This window comes from Citrobacter sp. Cpo126, assembly GCF_030332445.1.
GTDB lineage: Bacteria > Pseudomonadota > Gammaproteobacteria > Enterobacterales > Enterobacteriaceae > Citrobacter > Citrobacter portucalensis.
The window spans coordinates 41,972-60,299 of sequence record NZ_JAOWHT010000038.1; the positions used below are offsets into that span (position 1 = coordinate 41,972).

20 protein-coding genes are annotated in these 18,328 nt (G+C 51.4%); 12 read left to right on the forward strand and 8 right to left on the reverse strand.

The genetic code is table 11. From position 1 onward, the window contains the following. Nucleotides 1-45: 45 nt before the first annotated feature. Both yjbE and pgi read right to left on the reverse strand, forming a co-directional pair. Entirely contained in the window at nucleotides 46-288 is a 243-nt protein-coding gene (yjbE, locus tag OGY17_RS18130) for an exopolysaccharide production protein YjbE (RefSeq protein ID WP_003826562.1), read from the reverse strand. Nucleotides 289-679: 391 nt separating this feature from the next. Then, the gene (pgi, locus tag OGY17_RS18135) at nucleotides 680-2,329 is read right to left on the reverse strand and encodes a glucose-6-phosphate isomerase (protein ID WP_008786907.1); all 1,650 of its coding nucleotides are present in this window, start codon (nucleotides 2,327-2,329) and stop codon (nucleotides 680-682) included. Nucleotides 2,330-2,643: 314 nt separating this feature from the next. Between pgi and lysC the strand changes: the two genes are divergently transcribed. Beyond that, complete coding sequence (lysC, locus tag OGY17_RS18140; protein WP_003826556.1) at nucleotides 2,644-3,993, forward strand: lysine-sensitive aspartokinase 3; 1,350 nt, start codon at nucleotides 2,644-2,646, stop codon at nucleotides 3,991-3,993. A 42-nt stretch (nucleotides 3,994-4,035) separates the two neighbouring features. Here the strand turns inward: lysC and OGY17_RS18145 are convergent, their stop codons facing one another. Both OGY17_RS18145 and OGY17_RS18150 read right to left on the reverse strand, forming a co-directional pair. Then, complete coding sequence (locus tag OGY17_RS18145) at nucleotides 4,036-4,821, reverse strand: nucleotidyltransferase domain-containing protein (protein WP_191215245.1); 786 nt, start codon at nucleotides 4,819-4,821, stop codon at nucleotides 4,036-4,038. A 5-nt stretch (nucleotides 4,822-4,826) separates the two neighbouring features. After that, nucleotides 4,827-5,954 carry a slipin family protein gene (locus OGY17_RS18150; protein ID WP_048236364.1) on the reverse strand — a complete coding sequence of 376 codons (1,128 nt, stop codon included), beginning with the start codon at nucleotides 5,952-5,954 and terminating at the stop codon, nucleotides 4,827-4,829. A 450-nt stretch (nucleotides 5,955-6,404) separates the two neighbouring features. Between OGY17_RS18150 and rtcR the strand changes: the two genes are divergently transcribed. After that, nucleotides 6,405-7,991: an RNA repair transcriptional activator RtcR gene (rtcR, locus tag OGY17_RS18155; RefSeq protein ID WP_286607967.1), complete on the forward strand. Its 1,587-nt coding sequence runs from the start codon at nucleotides 6,405-6,407 to the stop codon at nucleotides 7,989-7,991. Between the two features lie 13 nt (nucleotides 7,992-8,004). Here the strand turns inward: rtcR and OGY17_RS18160 are convergent, their stop codons facing one another. After that, nucleotides 8,005-8,343: a helix-turn-helix domain-containing protein gene (locus OGY17_RS18160; protein WP_008786903.1), complete on the reverse strand. Its 339-nt coding sequence runs from the start codon at nucleotides 8,341-8,343 to the stop codon at nucleotides 8,005-8,007. Beyond that, nucleotides 8,340-8,696 (reverse strand): type II toxin-antitoxin system RelE/ParE family toxin, encoded by a 357-nt coding sequence (locus OGY17_RS18165; protein WP_008786902.1) that lies wholly within the window; start codon nucleotides 8,694-8,696, stop codon nucleotides 8,340-8,342. Before OGY17_RS18165 ends, OGY17_RS18160 begins: the two co-directional genes overlap by 4 nt. Nucleotides 8,697-8,887: 191 nt before the next feature. On the opposite strand from OGY17_RS18165, the gene OGY17_RS18170 reads away from it, so the two are divergent. Further along, nucleotides 8,888-9,160: a YjbD family protein gene (locus tag OGY17_RS18170; protein ID WP_003826541.1), complete on the forward strand. Its 273-nt coding sequence runs from the start codon at nucleotides 8,888-8,890 to the stop codon at nucleotides 9,158-9,160. Here the strand turns inward: OGY17_RS18170 and rluF are convergent. Further along, entirely contained in the window at nucleotides 9,157-10,032 is an 876-nt protein-coding gene (rluF, locus tag OGY17_RS18175) for a 23S rRNA pseudouridine(2604) synthase RluF (protein WP_008786901.1), read from the reverse strand. The genes OGY17_RS18170 and rluF overlap by 4 nt on opposite strands. A 469-nt stretch (nucleotides 10,033-10,501) precedes the next feature. Here rluF and OGY17_RS18180 point away from each other — a divergent pair, with 469 nt between their 5' ends. The 8 genes from OGY17_RS18180 to OGY17_RS18215 all read left to right on the forward strand — a co-directional run bounded on the left by OGY17_RS18180 (nucleotide 10,502) and on the right by OGY17_RS18215 (nucleotide 17,047). Continuing rightward, nucleotides 10,502-11,455 (forward strand): sugar-binding transcriptional regulator, encoded by a 954-nt coding sequence (locus tag OGY17_RS18180; protein ID WP_060683082.1) that lies wholly within the window; start codon nucleotides 10,502-10,504, stop codon nucleotides 11,453-11,455. Nucleotides 11,456-11,524: 69 nt separating this feature from the next. Continuing rightward, on the forward strand, nucleotides 11,525-12,331 hold the full coding sequence (locus tag OGY17_RS18185; RefSeq protein WP_032942076.1) for an SDR family oxidoreductase: 807 nt from the start codon (nucleotides 11,525-11,527) through the stop codon (nucleotides 12,329-12,331). A 9-nt stretch (nucleotides 12,332-12,340) separates the two neighbouring features. Further along, nucleotides 12,341-12,748, forward strand: coding sequence for a mannose/fructose/sorbose PTS transporter subunit IIA (locus OGY17_RS18190; protein ID WP_118263003.1), 408 nt, complete (start codon nucleotides 12,341-12,343; stop codon nucleotides 12,746-12,748). Beyond that, entirely contained in the window at nucleotides 12,748-13,242 is a 495-nt protein-coding gene (locus tag OGY17_RS18195) for a PTS sugar transporter subunit IIB (protein WP_048236368.1), read from the forward strand. The genes OGY17_RS18190 and OGY17_RS18195 overlap by 1 nt, the downstream gene beginning before the upstream one ends. 65 nt (nucleotides 13,243-13,307) lie before the next feature. Then, entirely contained in the window at nucleotides 13,308-14,105 is a 798-nt protein-coding gene (locus OGY17_RS18200) for a PTS mannose/fructose/sorbose transporter subunit IIC (protein WP_192463990.1), read from the forward strand. Nucleotides 14,106-14,116: 11 nt separating this feature from the next. Continuing rightward, nucleotides 14,117-14,941 carry a PTS system mannose/fructose/sorbose family transporter subunit IID gene (locus OGY17_RS18205; protein ID WP_003031641.1) on the forward strand — a complete coding sequence of 275 codons (825 nt, stop codon included), beginning with the start codon at nucleotides 14,117-14,119 and terminating at the stop codon, nucleotides 14,939-14,941. Between the two features lie 68 nt (nucleotides 14,942-15,009). After that, entirely contained in the window at nucleotides 15,010-16,233 is a 1,224-nt protein-coding gene (gene sorE, locus OGY17_RS18210; protein WP_137378050.1) for an L-sorbose 1-phosphate reductase, read from the forward strand. Nucleotide 16,234: 1 nt separating this feature from the next. Continuing rightward, nucleotides 16,235-17,047: a shikimate 5-dehydrogenase gene (locus tag OGY17_RS18215; protein WP_060683079.1), complete on the forward strand. Its 813-nt coding sequence runs from the start codon at nucleotides 16,235-16,237 to the stop codon at nucleotides 17,045-17,047. A 49-nt stretch (nucleotides 17,048-17,096) separates the two neighbouring features. Here OGY17_RS18215 and OGY17_RS18220 read toward each other — a convergent pair whose 3' ends face one another. Next, nucleotides 17,097-17,279 (reverse strand): hypothetical protein, encoded by a 183-nt coding sequence (locus OGY17_RS18220; RefSeq protein ID WP_225623038.1) that lies wholly within the window; start codon nucleotides 17,277-17,279, stop codon nucleotides 17,097-17,099. Nucleotides 17,280-17,533: 254 nt separating this feature from the next. Here OGY17_RS18220 and OGY17_RS18225 point away from each other — a divergent pair, with 254 nt between their 5' ends. Continuing rightward, nucleotides 17,534-18,085: an AAA family ATPase gene (locus OGY17_RS18225; protein WP_060683077.1), complete on the forward strand. Its 552-nt coding sequence runs from the start codon at nucleotides 17,534-17,536 to the stop codon at nucleotides 18,083-18,085. Nucleotides 18,086-18,328 lie beyond the last annotated feature (243 nt).

Consider the following 18,328-nt stretch of genomic DNA (forward strand, 5'->3'; position numbering starts at 1 on the left):
CAAAATAACCACACCGAAGTGTGGTTAGAATTAAACGTACCTTTATTACTGGGTACTGGTGGTTGTGGTGGTTGTGGTTCCGGTATTAGAACCATCGCCGCCACCGGTCGCCGCCAGGGCGACCCCCACTGCAGAACTTACGGTGCTCACGCTGGTTGCGGAGGAACTTCCTGCCGAAACCGACGCGGCAGCCGACCCTGCTGCCTCACCCACCTGAACGGGGGCGGCATAGACAGAAGTCGCCGCAAGCGCAGATATAGCCCACAGGCCATACAGAACTTTTTTCATCACAAATTCCCTTCATTGTATGAATGGAGATTTACCCAAAAGAATTTCGGGCGAGATCGAGTATACACAAGCCAAAGTGTGCAAATTACGCCACGCGGGAATTTAGGATAATTAGATAACGAAAGGAAAAATGATTAAAAAATACAACAAAAACAATTAAATCAATAAATTAAAATATAAAAATTAAAATGCAATATCCGGTAAATCCGAAAACATCAGAAATTGAATAACATTAATAAAATTATTTTAGGATTAAGCTCAATTAAGGTATGAAGTTAAAACGTAGATATCCTGGAGCATTCTTATAAAAAAGCCGATATTAATATCGGCTTTTTATTTCATTAATGCCGGATGCGGCTAAACGCCTTATCCGGCCTACAAGTGTGTGCTATCAGGCACGCCAGGACTTATAACGGTTAATCAAACCGTTGGTAGAACTGTCGTGGCTGCTCACTTCGGAACCATCTTTCAGCTCTGGCAGAATGCGGTTCGCCAGCTGTTTGCCCAGCTCAACGCCCCACTGGTCAAAGGTGAAGATGTTCAGGATAGCGCCCTGAGTGAAGATTTTGTGTTCGTACAGTGCAATCAGCGCACCCAGGCTGAACGGCGTGATTTCGCGCAGCAGAATGGAGTTCGTTGGGCGGTTACCTTCGAACACTTTGAACGGCACAACGTGGTCCAACGTTGCCGGATCTTTACCCTGGTCGCGGTATTCCTGCTCAACCACTTCACGAGATTTACCGAATGCCAGCGCTTCGGTTTGCGCGAAGAAGTTAGACAGCAGTTTCGGATGGTGATCCGACAGCGGGTTGTGGGTGATGGCCGGCGCGATGAAATCGCATGGAACCATTTTGGTGCCCTGGTGGATCAGCTGGTAGAACGCATGCTGGCCGTTAGTACCCGGCTCACCCCAGATGATTGGGCCAGTCTGGTAATCCACCGCATTGCCGTTACGGTCAACGTATTTACCGTTGGATTCCATGTTACCCTGCTGGAAGTAGGCCGCGAAACGGTGCATATACTGGTCATACGGCAGAATCGCTTCGGTTTCGGCACCGAAGAAGTTGTTGTACCAGATACCGATCAGCGCCAGCAGCACCGGCAGGTTTTTCTCAGCCGGAGTGGTGGAGAAGTGTTTGTCCATCGCATGCGCGCCGGAGAGCAGCTCAACAAAGTTTTCGAAGCCTACGGACAGGATGATGGACAGACCGATTGCAGACCACAGGGAGTAACGACCGCCAACCCAGTCCCAGAACTCGAACATATTGGCAGTATCAATACCAAACTCGCCAACCGCTTTACCGTTAGTGGAGAGCGCAGCGAAGTGTTTGGCAACGTGCTTGTTGTCGCCTGCGGTCGCCAGGAACCAATCACGCGCGCTGTGGGCGTTGGTCATGGTTTCCTGGGTGGTGAAGGTTTTGGAAGCGACCAGGAACAGCGTGGTTTCCGGGTTCACTTTCTTCAGCACTTCGGCAATGTGCGTACCATCGACGTTAGACACAAAGTGCATGTTCAGGTGATTTTTGTAAGGACGCAGCGCTTCAGTCACCATGAACGGGCCGAGGTCAGAACCGCCGATACCGATGTTTACTACATCAGTGATGGCTTTACCGGTATAGCCTTTCCAGCTTCCGGAGATGATCGCTTCAGAGAAGGATTTCATCTTCTCCAGCACAGCATTCACTTCCGGCATGACATCTTTGCCGTCAACGATGATAGGCGTATTGCTACGGTTGCGTAGCGCCACGTGCAGCACGGCACGGTCTTCAGTGCGGTTGATTTTCTCACCGGAGAACATGGACTTGATGGCACCCGCCAAATCGGTTTCTTTCGCCAGATCCTGCAGTTTAGCCAGCGTCTCTTCAGTGATGCGGTTTTTGGAGAAATCCACCAGCATCAAATCGTCAAACGTCGCGGAAAACTTAGTGAAACGATCGCTATCTTTCGCGAAAAGATCCGCGATAGTAACGTCTTTCATTTCTTCAAAGTGTTTTTGTAGTGCCTGCCAGGCTGAGGTCTGCGTTGGATTGATGTTTTTCATTAGCAATACTCTTCTGATTTTGAGAATTGTGACTGAGATCGATTGTAACGCCAGTCACAGAAAAGTGTGATTGTTTTAATGCCATTGCCAGGGCATCCGCCAAACGTGGCTAAAAAGTATAGCGGTTATCAGCGTTGTTATTAGTACCGTTACTCAACGCAGTTGCAGCATGAAAAATCCGCATAATCCCAGCGTTGACAGTGCAAGCTACACATTTTATTTATAAATACGGTATTTGCATTTGCGCCTGCACCGGTTTCTGTTCTGCCTTATGTGCCATGGTCGCTCTATTCATTCCCTGACACGAGGTAGTTATGACTGATGTAGTTGTCTCCAAATTTGGCGGTACCAGCGTGGCGGATTTTGATGCCATGAATCGCAGCGCTGATGTAGTACTTTCTGATGCTAACGTCCGTGTAGTGGTACTTTCCGCTTCTGCGGGAATCACCAACCTGCTGGTCGCACTGGCTGAAGGGCTGGAGCCAACCGCGCGCTTCGAAAAACTCGATGCCATTCGTCAAATTCAGTTCAATATTCTGGAACGCCTGCGTTATCCAAACGTGATCCGTGAAGAGATTGAACGTCTGCTGGAAAACATCACCACGCTGGCAGAAGCAGCGTCACTGGCGACTTCAACCGCACTGACCGACGAACTGGTCAGCCACGGTGAACTGATGTCTACCCTGCTGTTCGTCGAGATCCTGCGTGAACGCAACGTGCAGGCGCAGTGGTTTGACGTACGTAAAGTGATGCGCACCAACGATCGTTTTGGCCGCGCAGAACCTGACGTCGCGGCGCTGGCCGAACTGGCAACGCTCCAGTTGGCCCCGCGTCTGAGCGAAGGTCTGGTGATTACTCAGGGCTTTATCGGCAGTGAAGGTAAAGGCCGCACCACCACGTTGGGGCGCGGCGGGAGCGATTATACGGCTGCCCTGCTGGCCGAAGCGCTGCACGCCACGCGCGTCGATATCTGGACCGATGTTCCTGGCATTTACACGACCGATCCGCGCGTTGTTCCGGCGGCGCAGCGTATTGATGAAATCGCCTTTGAAGAGGCCGCAGAAATGGCGACCTTTGGCGCGAAAGTGCTGCACCCGGCAACGTTGTTACCTGCCGTACGTAGCGATATCCCGGTGTTTGTTGGCTCCAGTAAGGATCCAAAAGCAGGCGGTACGCTGGTATGCAATAAAACCGCGAATCCACCGCTGTTCCGGGCGCTGGCACTGCGTCGTAAGCAAACGCTGCTGACGCTGCATAGCCTGAATATGCTGCACTCTCGCGGCTTTTTGGCGGAAGTGTTCGGCATCCTGGCGCGCCACAACATCTCGGTAGATTTAATTACCACATCCGAAGTCAGCGTGGCGCTGACGCTGGATACCACCGGTTCGACCTCCACCGGCGATACACTGTTAACACAGTCTCTGCTGATGGAACTGTCTGCCCTGTGTCGGGTTGAAGTGGAAGAAGGCCTGGCGCTGGTGGCACTGATTGGCAACGACCTGTCCAAAGCCTGTGGCGTGGGTAAAGAGGTGTTCGGCGTACTGGAGCCATTCAACATCCGCATGATTTGCTACGGCGCGTCCAGCCATAACCTGTGCTTCCTGGTGCCCGGTACTGAAGCCGAACAGGTGGTACAGAAGCTGCACCATAATTTGTTTGAGTGAGTAGATGCCAACGCCCGATGGCTCTTGTCCCATCGGGCATTTTCACCGCATCACCGTTTCATATAACAATCTGTCCAACTCCCTGACATCGCCTTCCCGACTATCCGGTAACGTCGGCGGAATCTCTCCTCTTTCCAGCTCGGCGCGGATAAACGCATGCAACAGTGGACGACGCGGGCCGTATTCCGCTTCACCCGCACACTGCTTGCGCTTCAGCAGCTCATCAATTTCCTGACGCAATGGCGCATCCAGTTCACTTCCCGCCAGCAGATCGGCAAAACGCATCGGTGGCACGCCTTTCCCCTCCTCCACCCAACGCACCGCCAGCAGCGGGCGAATGACGTAAAAGTACTTTTTCAATCGCACGTCGGCACCTTGCAGATAGCCACGGAAGTTTTTCCGCGCCATCGAGTAGTAGTGCCAGCGGGCACGTAGCGGGGAAAACCATTTGGGCACCAACGCTTTCAGCGCCGACACGGTCACTTCATCCTGTTGATAGACCACTGGCGAATCCAGCCACTCAATAAGCGTAGGGTTTGCGCCTTTCAGTAACCCCAGCGCCTTGCGCCATTCCCAGCCGCAGACGTCCAGCTCATCATCTATCGGCAACTCGATAACATCTCGTGGCGCTTCAACCCGCAGATACCACTCAGGCGGATGAACATAGAGAAATCGCACGTCGTAGTCGCTGTCCGGCGAGGCAAATCCCCAGCCACGACTGCCGGATTCACAGGCATACAGCACCCTGACGCCATAGCGCTGCTCTACCTCTTTTAGCTGGCGCAATACCCTTTCGCGCATCGCGCCGTCCACTGTGTTGTAGCTCATTATTCTTATCCTTTTATGTTCACAAGGCCGTGCAGCACCTGGTCCAGGCCCCCGAACACCGAGATTTTATCGATACGTTCAGCGACTCTTTCAAGGGTTTCCAGCTCTTTTAAGCGCAGCGCCACTGGGTTGTTTTCCATCACTTTCGCGGTATTCAACAGCGATCGCGTCGCGGCAGTCTCTTCACGACGGCGGATCACGTTGGCCTGGGCGGATTTCTCAGCTTCAACCAGTTGGGACAGGATGGCCTTCATATCACCCGGCAGGACAATATCTTTCACGCCGAGCGAAGCGACCTCGATACCAAACGGTGTCATTCGGGCTTTCACCTGTGCGCTCACCACCTCATCGATCACCTGCTTATCTTCCAGCAGCTCGTCCAGCGTGCGCGTTCCCACCGCTTCCCGCAGGGCAAACTGCAATTCGCGGTAAAGGTGATCCAGCGGTTTGGTTAGTTGGCCAAAAGCCAGCAACACATCGCCATAACGCCAGTTTGCGGCCAGATTTAAACGCAGGTTGACCTTATCCTTGGTCAGGATCTCTTGTCCACCGACCTCCAGTACCTGTAAACGAGTATCAACAACTTCGGCTTCAATCAGATGGTTTACCTTCCAGTATGCGGTCAACCCCGGCGGTAACAGCGTCTGGGTTTCGCCATCAATTTTCAGCACACCAACATGCCACGCAGGAACCTGTACCGTTAAGATAGCTTCACGGCCTTTCACCGTACCGTTACGTCGTGGCTGTAACACTGCATTCATCACCTCAACCGGTACCGAAACCTGACGCGTATCCATACGCACCAGCTTCAGTGCTTCCTCTGCGCGCCAATACAGACGGCGCGTTCCCGGTGGCAAAATTTCCTGCAAGACGCCGTTCACATACAGCGCACCCGCTTCGGTATCGGTTAAATCGGCCACCACACAGTACTGCTCCACCCATGCTGGCTGGAAGCGACGTAAATACTCCGCAAGCGCTTCCGGAATTTCGCTGCCATCGGTATTGATCACCAGAACATCCGGTGTGTTAAACCATGGCAAACGGTGTTCACCTGCATCCAGTACCTGATAGTAATCACCCTGTCGGGATAACAGGCCAAGCTGGCCTTTACGAATAGTGATTTTTTTCTTCATTTTTTATTCCTTATTGTGAGTCAGGTGCGGGTGCAGGGGCGAAGCGGCAGGGGAATTCCCTTTTGCCTGTCGCACGGCATCTTTACCGGCAGCCTGTTCTGGAGCGTGCTAACTGCGCATCGCTCCGTTTTATTTCTATGATTAACAACCAGTTTTCATTCGGAGGATGAAATTGGGAATCGAACCCACTGTGTGTCAGCGGCTGACGGAACACTCCCGGAAAACAGCCTGTGCCGTTCCTGACGTGCCGGCGGGGTTTAACCCCCTGCGTTTTCAGCGTGATTGACGTAAGAGTTATTACCAGAAGCGTGCCAGAAATGAAAATCGTCAGAATTTATTTTTAATAAATTGATTTATATAAATTTAATTGTTGTCGCCAATATTGGCAGTTGTCTCACTCGGTTAATTTTTTTATCTTTTAATCTCTTAACTTATCTTTTTGGATAAACCATGAAAAAGCGGCGGGTTGTAATTGGCGTACTGGGTACGGTGCTGGACAAACGCGGTAAACGCGCCAATCGGTTTAAAAAGTGGCGCCCTACGGTTGGATTGTGCCAACAGCCTGATTTCCCTGTCGACAGACTGGAACTGCTCCACCAGCCACGCGATGAAGGCATGGCGCAAAGGTTGATTGAAGACGTCGCGCAGCTCTCACCTGACACCGAAGTACGTCCGCATGCCGTGACTATTAACGACCCCTGGGATTTTGAAGAGGTCTACGCCGCCTTTCTCGACTTCGCCACCCACTACAGCTTTGATACGGAAAACGAAGAGTATCTGGTGCACATCACCACCGGGACGCACGTCGCACAGATCTGCTGGTTTCTGCTAACGGAAGCCCGCTACCTGCCCGCCAGCCTGCTGCAAACCAGCCCGGCACCAGCCGGTTCATCGGATGAGGCCGTCGCCGCCGGCGTTTGCTCGATAATCGATCTCGATTTAAGCCGCTACGCCACGCTCACCAGTCGTTTTCAGCGCGAACAGCAGCAGTCAGTCTCTTTTCTGAAGGCCGGGATTGATACGCGCAACGCCACCTTCAATAAACTGATCGATCGCATTGAGCGTGTGGCTCTACGTTCGACCGACCCGATCCTGCTCACCGGCCCCACCGGCGCGGGTAAATCCTTTCTGGCGAAACGTATTTTTCAGCTACGCCAGTCGCGGCATCTGGTGGCGGGAAAACTGGTCGCCGTCAACTGCGCAACCCTGCGTGGCGACAACGCGATGTCTACGTTGTTTGGTCACGTGAAAGGGGCGTTTACTGGCGCACTCACGGCGCGCGGCGGACTACTGCGAGAAGCGGATGGCGGCGTGCTGTTTCTCGATGAGATAGCCGAACTGGGGTTAGACGAACAGGCCATGCTGCTAAAAGCGATTGAAGAAAAAACCTTTTTCCCGTTTGGATCGGACAAAGAAGTACAGAGCGATTTTCAGCTGATTGCCGGAACCCATCGCGACATGCAGCAATGGGTCGCCGAGGGCCGTTTTCGCGAAGATCTCTACGCGCGTATCAATATGTGGAACTTCGCCCTGCCCGGTCTGGCGCAGCGGCGGGAAGATATCGCTCCGAACGTCGAGTATGAGCTACACCGTTTTTCCAGCAGTAAACAGATGCAGATCCGTTTCGACAAAGAGGCACGTGCTTGTTATCTGGCATTTGCCTGCTCCCCACAGGCGCAGTGGCGCGGCAATTTTCGCGAGCTAAGTTCATCCATCGCGCGAATGGCGACGCTTGCCGAACAGGGACGCATCACCTTATCCCTTGTCGAAGAAGAAATTGCGCTGTTAAAAGAGAGTTGGCAGATTGCCGCTTCGCAACCGGAACTGAACATGGACATTGACCTTTTCGATCTCCGCCAGTTAGAAACGGTGCTGGAAGTGTGCCGCCGCAGCGCGTCGCTGTCGGAAGCCGGACGCGAACTGTTTGCCGTCTCACGGCAGAAAAAAGCCAATCCTAACGATGCAGACCGCTTGCGAAAATATCTCGCCCGCTTCGGGCTGAGCTGGGAAAGCGTTCGCAGCGATCAGATACAATAAACAATATCTAACATTACCCAATCTGAACTGTTACAGGTTTTCCTAACTTCACCAGCATCATGACCAGCGCATCAAGGGTAAATTTGTTGGTTTTCTGATTAACAACATCTGAAACACGGGGCCGGGAAATATTCAGTTTCACAGCAGCTTCCGCTTGCTTCAGATGGTTTTCATCAATCCATCCGGAAATTTCTTGCATCAACTGCTGCTTCAGGCGAATGAGTTGTTCGACCTCGCATTCAGCATCATGCTTTAAGCTCTTCGCTTCCGCTTCTGCAAACCCCAGTTCGGCAAAAATATTGACATCCGGAGAGGTTACATGGCGAACCTTATTATCAACGGTATTGTTCATTTCTGATTCCTGTCTTCTTGCAAAGCGGTTCGATATCTAACTTTAGCAATGTGTTTATCGTGCTCAGAAGTACGTTTCGTCTTTTTATTGAAGCAATGCAGTACATAGACCGCGTTAGCATAGCGAGCAATGTAGATGATTCGGTACGCGCCAGATTCATACCTGAGCCTTACCTCCTCAACACCTCGACCTATCTCTGGCATCGGCTTCCAGTCAGCAGCTTCTAATCCAGCCTGTAGACGATGTAGCTGAAAACCAGCGGTTTTACGTATATCTTCAGGAAAGCTTCGTAAATCATCAAATGAACTGCCAATCCAGACAATGGGCTTTAAGGCCCGCTTTATTGAAAGCATAACACATCCTTGTATAAAATTTTATACAAACAATAAAATGCGTAACCCACACGTTTTCCTGTCATTACGCTAAATCAGAATAGAAATTCCGTCACTTCAACAAGCTATATTTTGCGAGGCTCTTTCAGGATTAGTTTTATTCTGCACGAATTACCGTACACTGAGGATATCGGCTAACAGAGGGCACCCTTATGGCACTCCCCCGCATTACCCAAAAAGAGATGACCGAGCGCGAACAGCGTGAACTGAAAACGCTGCTCGACCGCGCGCGCATTGCACATGGTCGCCTGCTGACCAACGCAGAGACCAACAGCATCAAGAAAGAGTACATCGATAAACTGATGGCCTTGCGCGAAGCAGAAGCTAAAAAAGCCCGCCAGTTGAAGAAAAAGCAGGCCTATAAACCGGATGCGGAAGCATCGTTTTCCTGGTCAGCAAATACGCCGACGCGCGGCAGACGTTAACGTCCCTTCTTCTTACGTCCCGGCGAAGTAAAACGCTTACCGTTTGCCGCCGGGCGCGATTTCTCTTTCTCCGCTGATTTTTCGATTTTCACCACCGGACGCTTAATGCCTGCGGTTTTTGGCTTCGCTTTCGCCTTCGGTTTGGCTTCTGAGGACGAGTTCTCAATCAGCTTGAACAGATCGATCAGTTCGTCATCTGTCAGGTCGCGCCATTCACCAAGCGGCAGACCAGACAAACCAACGTTCATGATACGCGTACGCTCAAGCTTGGTAACTTCATAGCCAAAGTGTTCGCACATACGACGGATCTGACGGTTAAGCCCCTGAATCAGCGTAATACGAAACACAAACGGCGCTTCTTTCTTCACCTTACATTTTTTGGTGACGGTACCGAGAATGGGCACACCGGCCCCCATACCACGGATAAAGTCATCAGTGACCGGCTTATCGACCGTCACCAGATATTCTTTTTCGTGATCGTTACCGGCACGCAGGATTTTATTCACCAGGTCGCCGTGGTTGGTCAGAAAGATAAGTCCCTGAGAATCTTTGTCCAGACGACCAATTGGAAACACGCGCTTGCTGTGATTCACGAAATCAACAATGTTGTCGCGTTCGCTGTCTTCGGTGGTGCTGACAATCCCTACCGGCTTATTCAGCGCGATAAAAACCAGATCTTCCGCTTCACGCGGCTCAATCAACCGACCATTTACTTTTACGACGTCGCCAGGCATCACCTGATCGCCTATGGTGGCGCGTTTACCATTCAGGAAGACATTCCCTTGTTCGATAAAGCGATCCGCCTCGCGGCGCGAGCAGATTCCGCTTTCACTGATGTATTTATTTAATCGGATAGATGAGTCGGGCAGCATAGTTTCTCCTGTATACACTTCATCCTTCAAGCTGTCTCTGCGTTGGCTGCCCTCACTCACCCAGGTCACATAGCAATCTATGCTCCCGGGGATTCGCTCCCTTGCCGCCTTGATACAACTTGAATGACTTTGTGTATTAAAAGCGAAATATACCCTACCTTGCGGACGATAAAAAATAATCGTGTTCGACTGTCCACGCGCTATTTGTGATCCGTCACACCTTTTGACACAAAAGTGTCAGCGATCCATCCCTGCAATTTTGTTGAGTGAAAACAAGCAGAATCAATACATTAGAGCGGTATGCACATCTGTGCCGACAACGCGCCATCGCCACATCAAATGTGCAACACAATCGGTCATTTCAGGGCGCTGAAATAAGTGAAAATAGCTTTGAGATGGAGAACAGATGGGGTTATATCAGATCAAGAAGGCAATTTCGTGATTTGCACAAATGTGCAGGAGTCCAAAAATGGCGACGGAAAACAGCGATGATATCCGCCTGATCGTAAAAATAGCGCAGTTGTATTACGAACAGGATATGACACAAGCGCAAATCGCCCGCGAGCTGGGTATTTATCGCACCACGATCAGCCGGTTACTAAAACGTGGACGCGAGCAGGGTATCGTCACCATCGCCATTAATTACGACTACAACGAAAATCTGTGGCTGGAACAGCAGCTAAAACAGAAATTTGGCCTGAAAGAGGCGGTCGTAGTTTCCTGCGATAGCGAGCAGGAAGATGAACAACTTAATATGATGGGCGTACATGGCGCACAGTTGCTGGAACGCTTACTGGAACCTGGGGACATTATCGGGTTCTCATGGGGCCGCGCGGTACGGGGACTGGTGGAAGGATTATCTCCTGCCAGCCAGTCGCGCCAGCTGATCTGCGTACCGATTATCGGCGGACCATCCGGCAAGCTTGAAAGCCGCTACCACGTCAATACGCTGACCTACGGCGCTGCGGCAAAGCTCAAAGGGGAATCACACCTGGCAGATTTCCCGGCACTGCTGGAAAACCCGCTGATCCGTAACGGGATCATGCAGTCACGACATTTTAAATCGATTTCTGCGTACTGGGATAATCTGGACATCGCGCTGGTCGGGATTGGATCTCCGGCGATACGTGATGGCGCCAACTGGCACGCCTTTTACGGCTGTGAAGAGAGTGATGACCTGCATGCCCGCCAGGTCGCCGGAGACATTTGCTCGCGCTTTTACGATATCAACGGTGTAACCGTAGAGACCAATATGAGTGAAAAGACGCTCTCCATCGAAACCAATAAATTAAAACAGGCGCGTTACTCCATTGGCATTGCAATGGGTGAAGAAAAATACAGTGGGATATTAGGCGCATTACGTGGGAATTATATTAACTGTTTAGTCACCAACAGTCATACCGCTGAATTATTGTTGAAGTAAACACATTCTAATTGGTCCTGCCATAATTAATTTTATGTGGGATCCCCTTATCTGAATCGGGAGTTTATTATGCAAACGTGGTTAAACTTGCAGGGCAAAGTCATTATTGTTACCGGTGGTGCATCCGGAATTGGTCTGGCGATTGTCGAAGAGTTATTAGCGCAAGGCGCTAATGTACAAATGGCAGATATTCATGGTGGAGAAGGTAAATACGATAGCCATGACGGGTATCATTTCTGGCCAACGGATATTTCCAGTGCCAAAGAGGTTAATCATACTGTCGCTGAAATTATCCAACGCTACGGACGTATTGATGGGCTGGTAAATAATGCTGGCGTTAATTTTCCGCGTCTGCTGGTCGATGAAAAAGCACCCGCCGGGCAATACGAACTCAACGAAGCTGCTTTCGAAAAAATGGTTAATATCAACCAGAAAGGTGTGTTCTTAATGTCGCAGGCAGCGGCACGCCAAATGATAAAACAGCGTAACGGCGTGATTGTGAATGTCTCTTCCGAAAGCGGACTGGAAGGTTCTGAAGGTCAAAGCTGTTACGCCGCGACCAAAGCCGCATTGAATAGTTTTACCCGTTCCTGGTCGAAAGAGTTGGGCAAACACGGCATCCGCGTGGTTGGTATTGCACCTGGTATTCTGGAAAAAACCGGACTGCGGACCCCCGAGTATGAAGAAGCGCTGGCCTGGACCCGCAACATCACCGTCGAACAGCTGCGCGAGGGCTACACCAAGAACGCGATCCCGATTGGTCGATCAGGGCGCTTAAGCGAAGTCGCTGATTTTGTTTGTTATCTTTTATCTGAGCGCGCCAGTTACATCACCGGAGTAACCACTAACATTGCGGGCGGAAAAACGCGCGGCTAAGGAGGTTTTATGGTCAATGCAATCTTCTGTGCTCACGGCAAACTGGCCTGCGCCATGCTGGAATCGGTACAGATGGTCTACGGTGATGCCAACGTTGAAGCCGTGGCATTTGTTCCCGGAGAGAACGCCAGCGACATTGTGGAAAAGCTAAAAAAGTTAGTAAGCATTCACACTGGTGATGAATGGCTGATTGCCGTCGATTTACAGTGTGGCAGTCCCTGGAATGCTGCCGCGACGCTGGCGATGCACAATCCGGCGATACGGGTCATTAGCGGGTTATCACTGCCGTTGGCGCTGGAGCTGGTAGACAACCAAAACAATATGAATGTAGATGAACTGTGCGAACACCTGACGACCATTGCTCAACAAACCTGTGTCGTCTGGAAGCATCTGGAAACGGCCGAAGAGGATTTCTGATGAACATTACCCTTGCTCGTATTGATGACCGCCTGATCCACGGTCAGGTCACCACCGTCTGGTCGAAGGTGGCGAATGCTCAACGGATTATTATCTGTAATGACGACGTTTATAACGATGAAGTACGTCGCACATTATTACGTCAGGCCGCCCCACCGGGAATGAAAGTGAACGTCGTTAATATCGAAAAGGCGGTCGCGGTTTACCATAATCCGCAATACCAGAACGAAACCGTTTTTTATCTATTTACCCGCCCACAGGATGCATTAGCAATGGTCAAGCAAGGCGTGAAAATCGCCACGTTAAATATTGGTGGCATGGCCTGGCGGCCTGGTAAAAAACAATTAACCAAAGCCGTTTCTTTAGATAACGACGATATTCACGCGTTTCGTGAGTTAGATAAACTGGGTGTTACGCTGGATTTACGCGTTGTCGCATCCGATCCATCTATTAATATTCTCGAAAAAATAGAAGAACAATCGTTCGCTGAATAAATAAAAATGCCTGTGTACTTATGCTTTAACAGGCAGGGATGATCACATTCACAAGGTGACATATTATGGAAATAAGTACCCTACAAATTATCGCCATATTCCTATTTTCCTGTATTGCCGGAATAGGCAGCGTGCTGGATGAGTTCCAGACCCACCGTCCGCTAATTGCTTGTACCGTTATCGGCCTGATCCTCGGTGATTTAAAAACCGGGATTATGCTCGGCGGCACGCTGGAGTTAATCGCCCTTGGCTGGATGAACGTCGGCGCAGCGCAGTCTCCCGATTCGGCGCTCGCCAGTATTATCTCCGCCATTCTGGTTATCGTCGGTCAGCAAAGCATTGCTACCGGTATCGCCATCGCCCTGCCGGTGGCGGCGGCAGGTCAGGTGCTGACGGTATTCGCCCGTACCATCACCGTGGTGTTCCAGCACGCGGCGGATAAAGCAGCCGAAGACGCCCGCTTTCGCACCATCGACATGCTGCACGTTTCCGCTCTCGGCGTACAGGCGCTGCGCGTTGCCATCCCTGCATTAATCGTCTCGCTGTTTGTCAGCGCCGATATGGTCAGCAATATGCTCAACGCCATTCCGGAATTCGTCACCCGCGGATTGCAGATTGCCGGTGGCTTTATCGTGGTGGTCGGCTACGCCATGGTGCTGCGCATGATGGGCGTGAAGTACCTGATGCCCTTCTTCTTCCTCGGGTTTATCGCTGGGGGTTATCTCGATTTGAGCCTGCTGGCTTTCGGTGGGGTTGGTGTGATTATCGCGCTGGTCTACATCCAGTTGAACCCACAGTGGCGTAAAGCCGAACCGCAGACGCAACCCGCCTCTTCTCAAGCTCTCGATCAGCTTGATGACTAATGGAGCCAGCCATGGAACAGAAAAAACTGACCAAATCCGACCTGTTTAGCATGTTTGTTCGCTCCAACCTGCAACAGGCGTCATTCAACTTTGAACGCATTCATGGACTGGGCTTTTGCTACGACATGATCCCTGCCATCAAGCGCCTGTATCCGCTGAAAGAGGACCAGGTTGCAGCACTCAAACGCCACCTGGTGTTTTTCAACACTACGCCTGCCGTTTGCGGCCCGGTGATTGGCGTGACCGCCGCGATGGAAGAAGCTCGCGCCAACGGTGCGGAAATTGATGACGGGGCCATCAACGGCATCAAAGTTGGGCTGATGGGCCCGCTGGCCGGTGTTGGCGACCCGTTGGTCTGGGGAACATTGCGCCCGATTACCGCCGCGCTCGGCGCATCGCTGGCACTGTCCGGAAACATTCTCGGCCCACTATTGTTCTTCTTTATTTTCAATGCAGTACGTCTTGCCATGAAGTGGTACGGCTTACAGCTTGGCTTTCGTAAAGGGGTCAATATCGTCAGCGACATGGGCGGCAACCTGCTGCAGAAACTGACCGAAGGCGCATCGATTCTCGGCCTGTTTGTCATGGGGGTGTTGGTCACTAAATGGACCAGCATCAACGTGCCGCTGGTGGTATCGCAAACGCCTGGCGCAGACGGCACCACCGTCACCATGACCGTGCAGAACATTCTCGACCAACTCTGCCCCGGCCTGCTGGCGCTGGGTCTGACGCTGCTGATGGTGCGTCTGCTCAACAAGAAAATTAACCCGGTATGGCTGATCTTCGCCCTGTTTGCGCTGGGAATTATCGGTAACGCGCTGGGCTTCCTGTCCTGATTTTTTCGCCCCGGTGATGCCGGGGCTACTTCAACAAATAGTCCTCGAAAGAGGAAGAGGTGGTAACAATGCAAACAACAACAGCTTTACGCCTTTATGGTAAACGCGATCTTCGCCTGGAAACCTTCGATCTTCCTGAAATGCAGGACGATGAAATTCTGGCCTCAGTCGTAACCGACAGCCTGTGCCTTTCTTCCTGGAAAGAGGCTAACCAGGGCGAGAACCACAAAAAGGTGCCGGACGATGTGGCTACCAACCCGATCATCATCGGTCACGAGTTTTGCGGCGATATCATTGCCGTAGGCAAAAAATGGCAGCATAAGTTTCAGCCCGGCCAGCGCTATGTCATTCAGGCTAACCTGCAACTGCCGGATCGCCCGGACTGCCCCGGCTACTCCTTCCCGTGGGTAGGCGGTGAAGCCACGCACGTCATCATTCCTGATGAAGTCATGGAGCAGGACTGCCTGTTAGCCTACGAAGGTGAAACCTATTTTGAAGGCTCGTTGGTTGAGCCGCTGTCCTGCGTGATTGGCGCATTCAACGCCAACTATCACCTACAGGAAGGCACTTATAACCACAATATGGGCATTCGTCCGCAGGGGCGTACACTGATACTCGGCGGCACCGGGCCAATGGGACTGCTGGCAATCGACTACGCGCTGCATGGTCCGGTTAACCCGGCGCTGCTGGTGGTAACCGACACCAATCACGACAAGTTGAACTACGCCCGCAAGCACTATCCATCAGAACCACAAACGTTGATCCATTATCTCCACGCCCAGGATGCAGGTTATGACACCTTGATGGCGTTGAGCGGCGGGCACGGGTTTGATGACATCTTTGTGTTTGTGCCCAACGAACAGTTGGTTACGCTGGCCTCTTCTTTGCTGGCTGCCGATGGTTGCATGAACTTCTTTGCCGGTCCGCAGGATAAGCAGTTTAGCGCGCCGATTAACTTCTACGACGTGCACTATGCCTTCACCCATTATGTTGGGACATCTGGCGGCAATACCGACGACATGCGCACGGCGGTAAAACTGATCGAAGAGAAGAAAGTTCAGGCGGCAAAAGTGGTGACGCACATTCTGGGATTGAATGCGGCAGGTGAAACAACGCTGGAACTGCCGCAGGTCGGTGGAGGTAAAAAACTGGTTTACACCGGAAAATCATTGCCGTTAACTGCGCTCACCCAGATTGACGATCCGGCCTTGCGCGCTATCCTGGAGCGTCATCAGGGGATCTGGTCGCAGGAAGCCGAACAGTACATATTGTCTCACGCCGAGGAAATTTAACATGATTAACCGCGACACCCAGTTGTGCATGTCGCTTGCCGGTCGTCCCGGCAACTTTGGCACACGCTTTCATAACTATCTGTATGAAAAATTAGGGTTAAATTTTATCTACAAAGCCTTTACTACGCAGGATATTGAGGCCGCAGTCAAAGGCGTTCGCGCACTCGGGATTCGCGGCTGTGCGGTCTCTATGCCGTTTAAAGAGAGCTGCATGCCGTTTCTGGATGCCATCGATCCTTCCGCAAAAGTCATTGATTCCGTCAACACCATCGTCAATGACAACGGTACGCTGACAGGATTTAACACCGACTACATTGCGGTAAAAAGCCTGATTACCAGCCACCAGCTTGATAACCACGCACGCGTCATGATCCGCGGCAGCGGTGGAATGGGTAAAGCGGTCATTGCTGCATTTCGCGATGCCGGTTTTCACGATGTAATCGTCGCCGCCCGTAACCGGGAGAGCGGTCCGGCGCTGGCAAAACAGTACGGTTTCCAGTGGCAACCGCAGCCGGAAGGGATTACCTGCGATATTCTGGTCAACGTGACGCCTGTCGGCATGGCTGGCGGTAAAGAGAGCGATGAGCTGGCCTACAGCGAAGCAATGGTCGCTGCCGCCAGCGTGGTGTTTGACGTCGTCGCCCTGCCGCCGGAAACACCGGTAATCAAACTGGCACAGCAATTAGGTAAAAAGACCATCAGCGGTGCAGAGGTGATTGCCTTACAGGCCGTAGAGCAGTTCGCCATGTACACCGGCGTACGCCCGGATGACGCGCTAATCGCCGAAGCGGCAGAATTTGCGCGGGCGGGGTAAAGAAGCAGGAACAGAGCGCCAGGGATGGGCGCTCTGTCTATTTTAGGTACTATACAACAGCGAACAGTTGCTGGTCAGCTTTCGCTTCCAACTGCGCCAGCGCGGGAATCAATTGGCTGATGTTGACCAGACTGTGTCCTAACTGGCATATGCTCTCATACGCAAAATGTTCCTGACCTTCCCCCCCCATGGTCAGCAGGCTTTCGCCCATAAAATTCAGCGTCTGGTACAACCCTGCCAGCGCCTCTTCACAGCCAAACGATAGCGCCAGATTTTCTTCAGTAGTGAGATGGCTACAATCAAGATGGCGGAACGCCTCGGCGAGTGAGAAATAAAGTAGATCGGCCTGTGAAATGAGAGAATAGCGGACATTAAAATGGGGATAAAACGTAGTTAGTCATGCCATCAGCAGGTAATATGACGATACGCAAAAAGTACGCCATCAATTGCTAAATCATCGCGTCTAAGAAGGTTTGGGAGAGTTCAATGTCTTCAGCGTTTCAGCATCGATTCATTCTGACTGGTGGCCCAGGGTCAGGCAAAAGCACGATAATTGATACGATTATAAAACGAGGGTTTTGGTGTTCTAAAGAAGCTGGAAGAGGTGTGATCCAAGACCAGGTTAACATCGGCGGCGATGCATTACCGTGGGCCAACCAGACTGCATTTGCAGAGCTGATGCTATCCTGGGAAATGCGTTCGTGGCATGAAGCGGAAGGGCATACACAACCCTGCTTCTTTGATCGTGGTGTTCCTGATGTTGTAGGTTATTTATGTCTTTCTGAACTTACCATACCGAGGCATCTGGAAAACGCCATCGAGAAATTTCGCTATAACCGAATCGTATTTATTGCACCACCCTGGCGTGAAATATATGTACAGGACACAGAGCGCAAACAATCTTTCGATGTTGCCATCGCGACATATCACGCAATGGTAAAAACATACCGTATGTATGACTATCAGTTGATTGAATTACCATGTGTTTCTGTAGAAGAGCGAGTGGATTTTATTCTTTCCAGGATAAAACCCTGCTAAGACGGCAACTACGTGTAGTGGTGAATCACCATGCATGAATCTGTCATATTCTAGTGGACATATAGCTTCCGCCCCTGGCACAAAGCCCTCCCAATCCCCTATCATCGATTCTCGTATCAACCGCAGCATCCTGATAAACTACGTATTATTGCGAGACACTTTCCTGTTTCCTCCAGCAAGCATTTCCCCTTACTCCCCATTTTTTTACTCTCTAGTCTCAACTTGTCAATTCATAATGTAGTT

Bases quoted from the DNA above. Each gene is read 5' to 3' on its own strand.
- lysC (WP_003826556.1), top strand. From the start codon at position 2,644: ATGACTGATGTAGTTGTCTCCAAATTTGGCGGTACCAGCGTGGCGGAT.
- OGY17_RS18150 (WP_048236364.1), bottom strand. From the start codon at position 5,954: ATGAAGAAAAAAATCACTATTCGTAAAGGCCAGCTTGGCCTGTTATCC.
- OGY17_RS18145 (WP_191215245.1), bottom strand. From the start codon at position 4,821: ATGAGCTACAACACAGTGGACGGCGCGATGCGCGAAAGGGTATTGCGC.
- OGY17_RS18195 (WP_048236368.1), top strand. From the start codon at position 12,748: ATGAACATTACCCTTGCTCGTATTGATGACCGCCTGATCCACGGTCAG.
- OGY17_RS18225 (WP_060683077.1), top strand. From the start codon at position 17,534: ATGTCTTCAGCGTTTCAGCATCGATTCATTCTGACTGGTGGCCCAGGG.
- OGY17_RS18160 (WP_008786903.1), bottom strand. From the start codon at position 8,343: ATGAACAATACCGTTGATAATAAGGTTCGCCATGTAACCTCTCCGGAT.
- sorE (WP_137378050.1), top strand. From the start codon at position 15,010: ATGCAAACAACAACAGCTTTACGCCTTTATGGTAAACGCGATCTTCGC.
- rluF (WP_008786901.1), bottom strand. From the start codon at position 10,032: ATGCTGCCCGACTCATCTATCCGATTAAATAAATACATCAGTGAAAGC.
- OGY17_RS18200 (WP_192463990.1), top strand. From the start codon at position 13,308: ATGGAAATAAGTACCCTACAAATTATCGCCATATTCCTATTTTCCTGT.
- OGY17_RS18215 (WP_060683079.1), top strand. From the start codon at position 16,235: ATGATTAACCGCGACACCCAGTTGTGCATGTCGCTTGCCGGTCGTCCC.
- rtcR (WP_286607967.1), top strand. From the start codon at position 6,405: ATGAAAAAGCGGCGGGTTGTAATTGGCGTACTGGGTACGGTGCTGGAC.
- pgi (WP_008786907.1), bottom strand. From the start codon at position 2,329: ATGAAAAACATCAATCCAACGCAGACCTCAGCCTGGCAGGCACTACAA.
- OGY17_RS18170 (WP_003826541.1), top strand. From the start codon at position 8,888: ATGGCACTCCCCCGCATTACCCAAAAAGAGATGACCGAGCGCGAACAG.
- OGY17_RS18180 (WP_060683082.1), top strand. From the start codon at position 10,502: ATGGCGACGGAAAACAGCGATGATATCCGCCTGATCGTAAAAATAGCG.
- yjbE (WP_003826562.1), bottom strand. From the start codon at position 288: ATGAAAAAAGTTCTGTATGGCCTGTGGGCTATATCTGCGCTTGCGGCG.
- OGY17_RS18190 (WP_118263003.1), top strand. From the start codon at position 12,341: ATGGTCAATGCAATCTTCTGTGCTCACGGCAAACTGGCCTGCGCCATG.
- OGY17_RS18165 (WP_008786902.1), bottom strand. From the start codon at position 8,696: ATGCTTTCAATAAAGCGGGCCTTAAAGCCCATTGTCTGGATTGGCAGT.
- OGY17_RS18205 (WP_003031641.1), top strand. From the start codon at position 14,117: ATGGAACAGAAAAAACTGACCAAATCCGACCTGTTTAGCATGTTTGTT.
- OGY17_RS18185 (WP_032942076.1), top strand. From the start codon at position 11,525: ATGCAAACGTGGTTAAACTTGCAGGGCAAAGTCATTATTGTTACCGGT.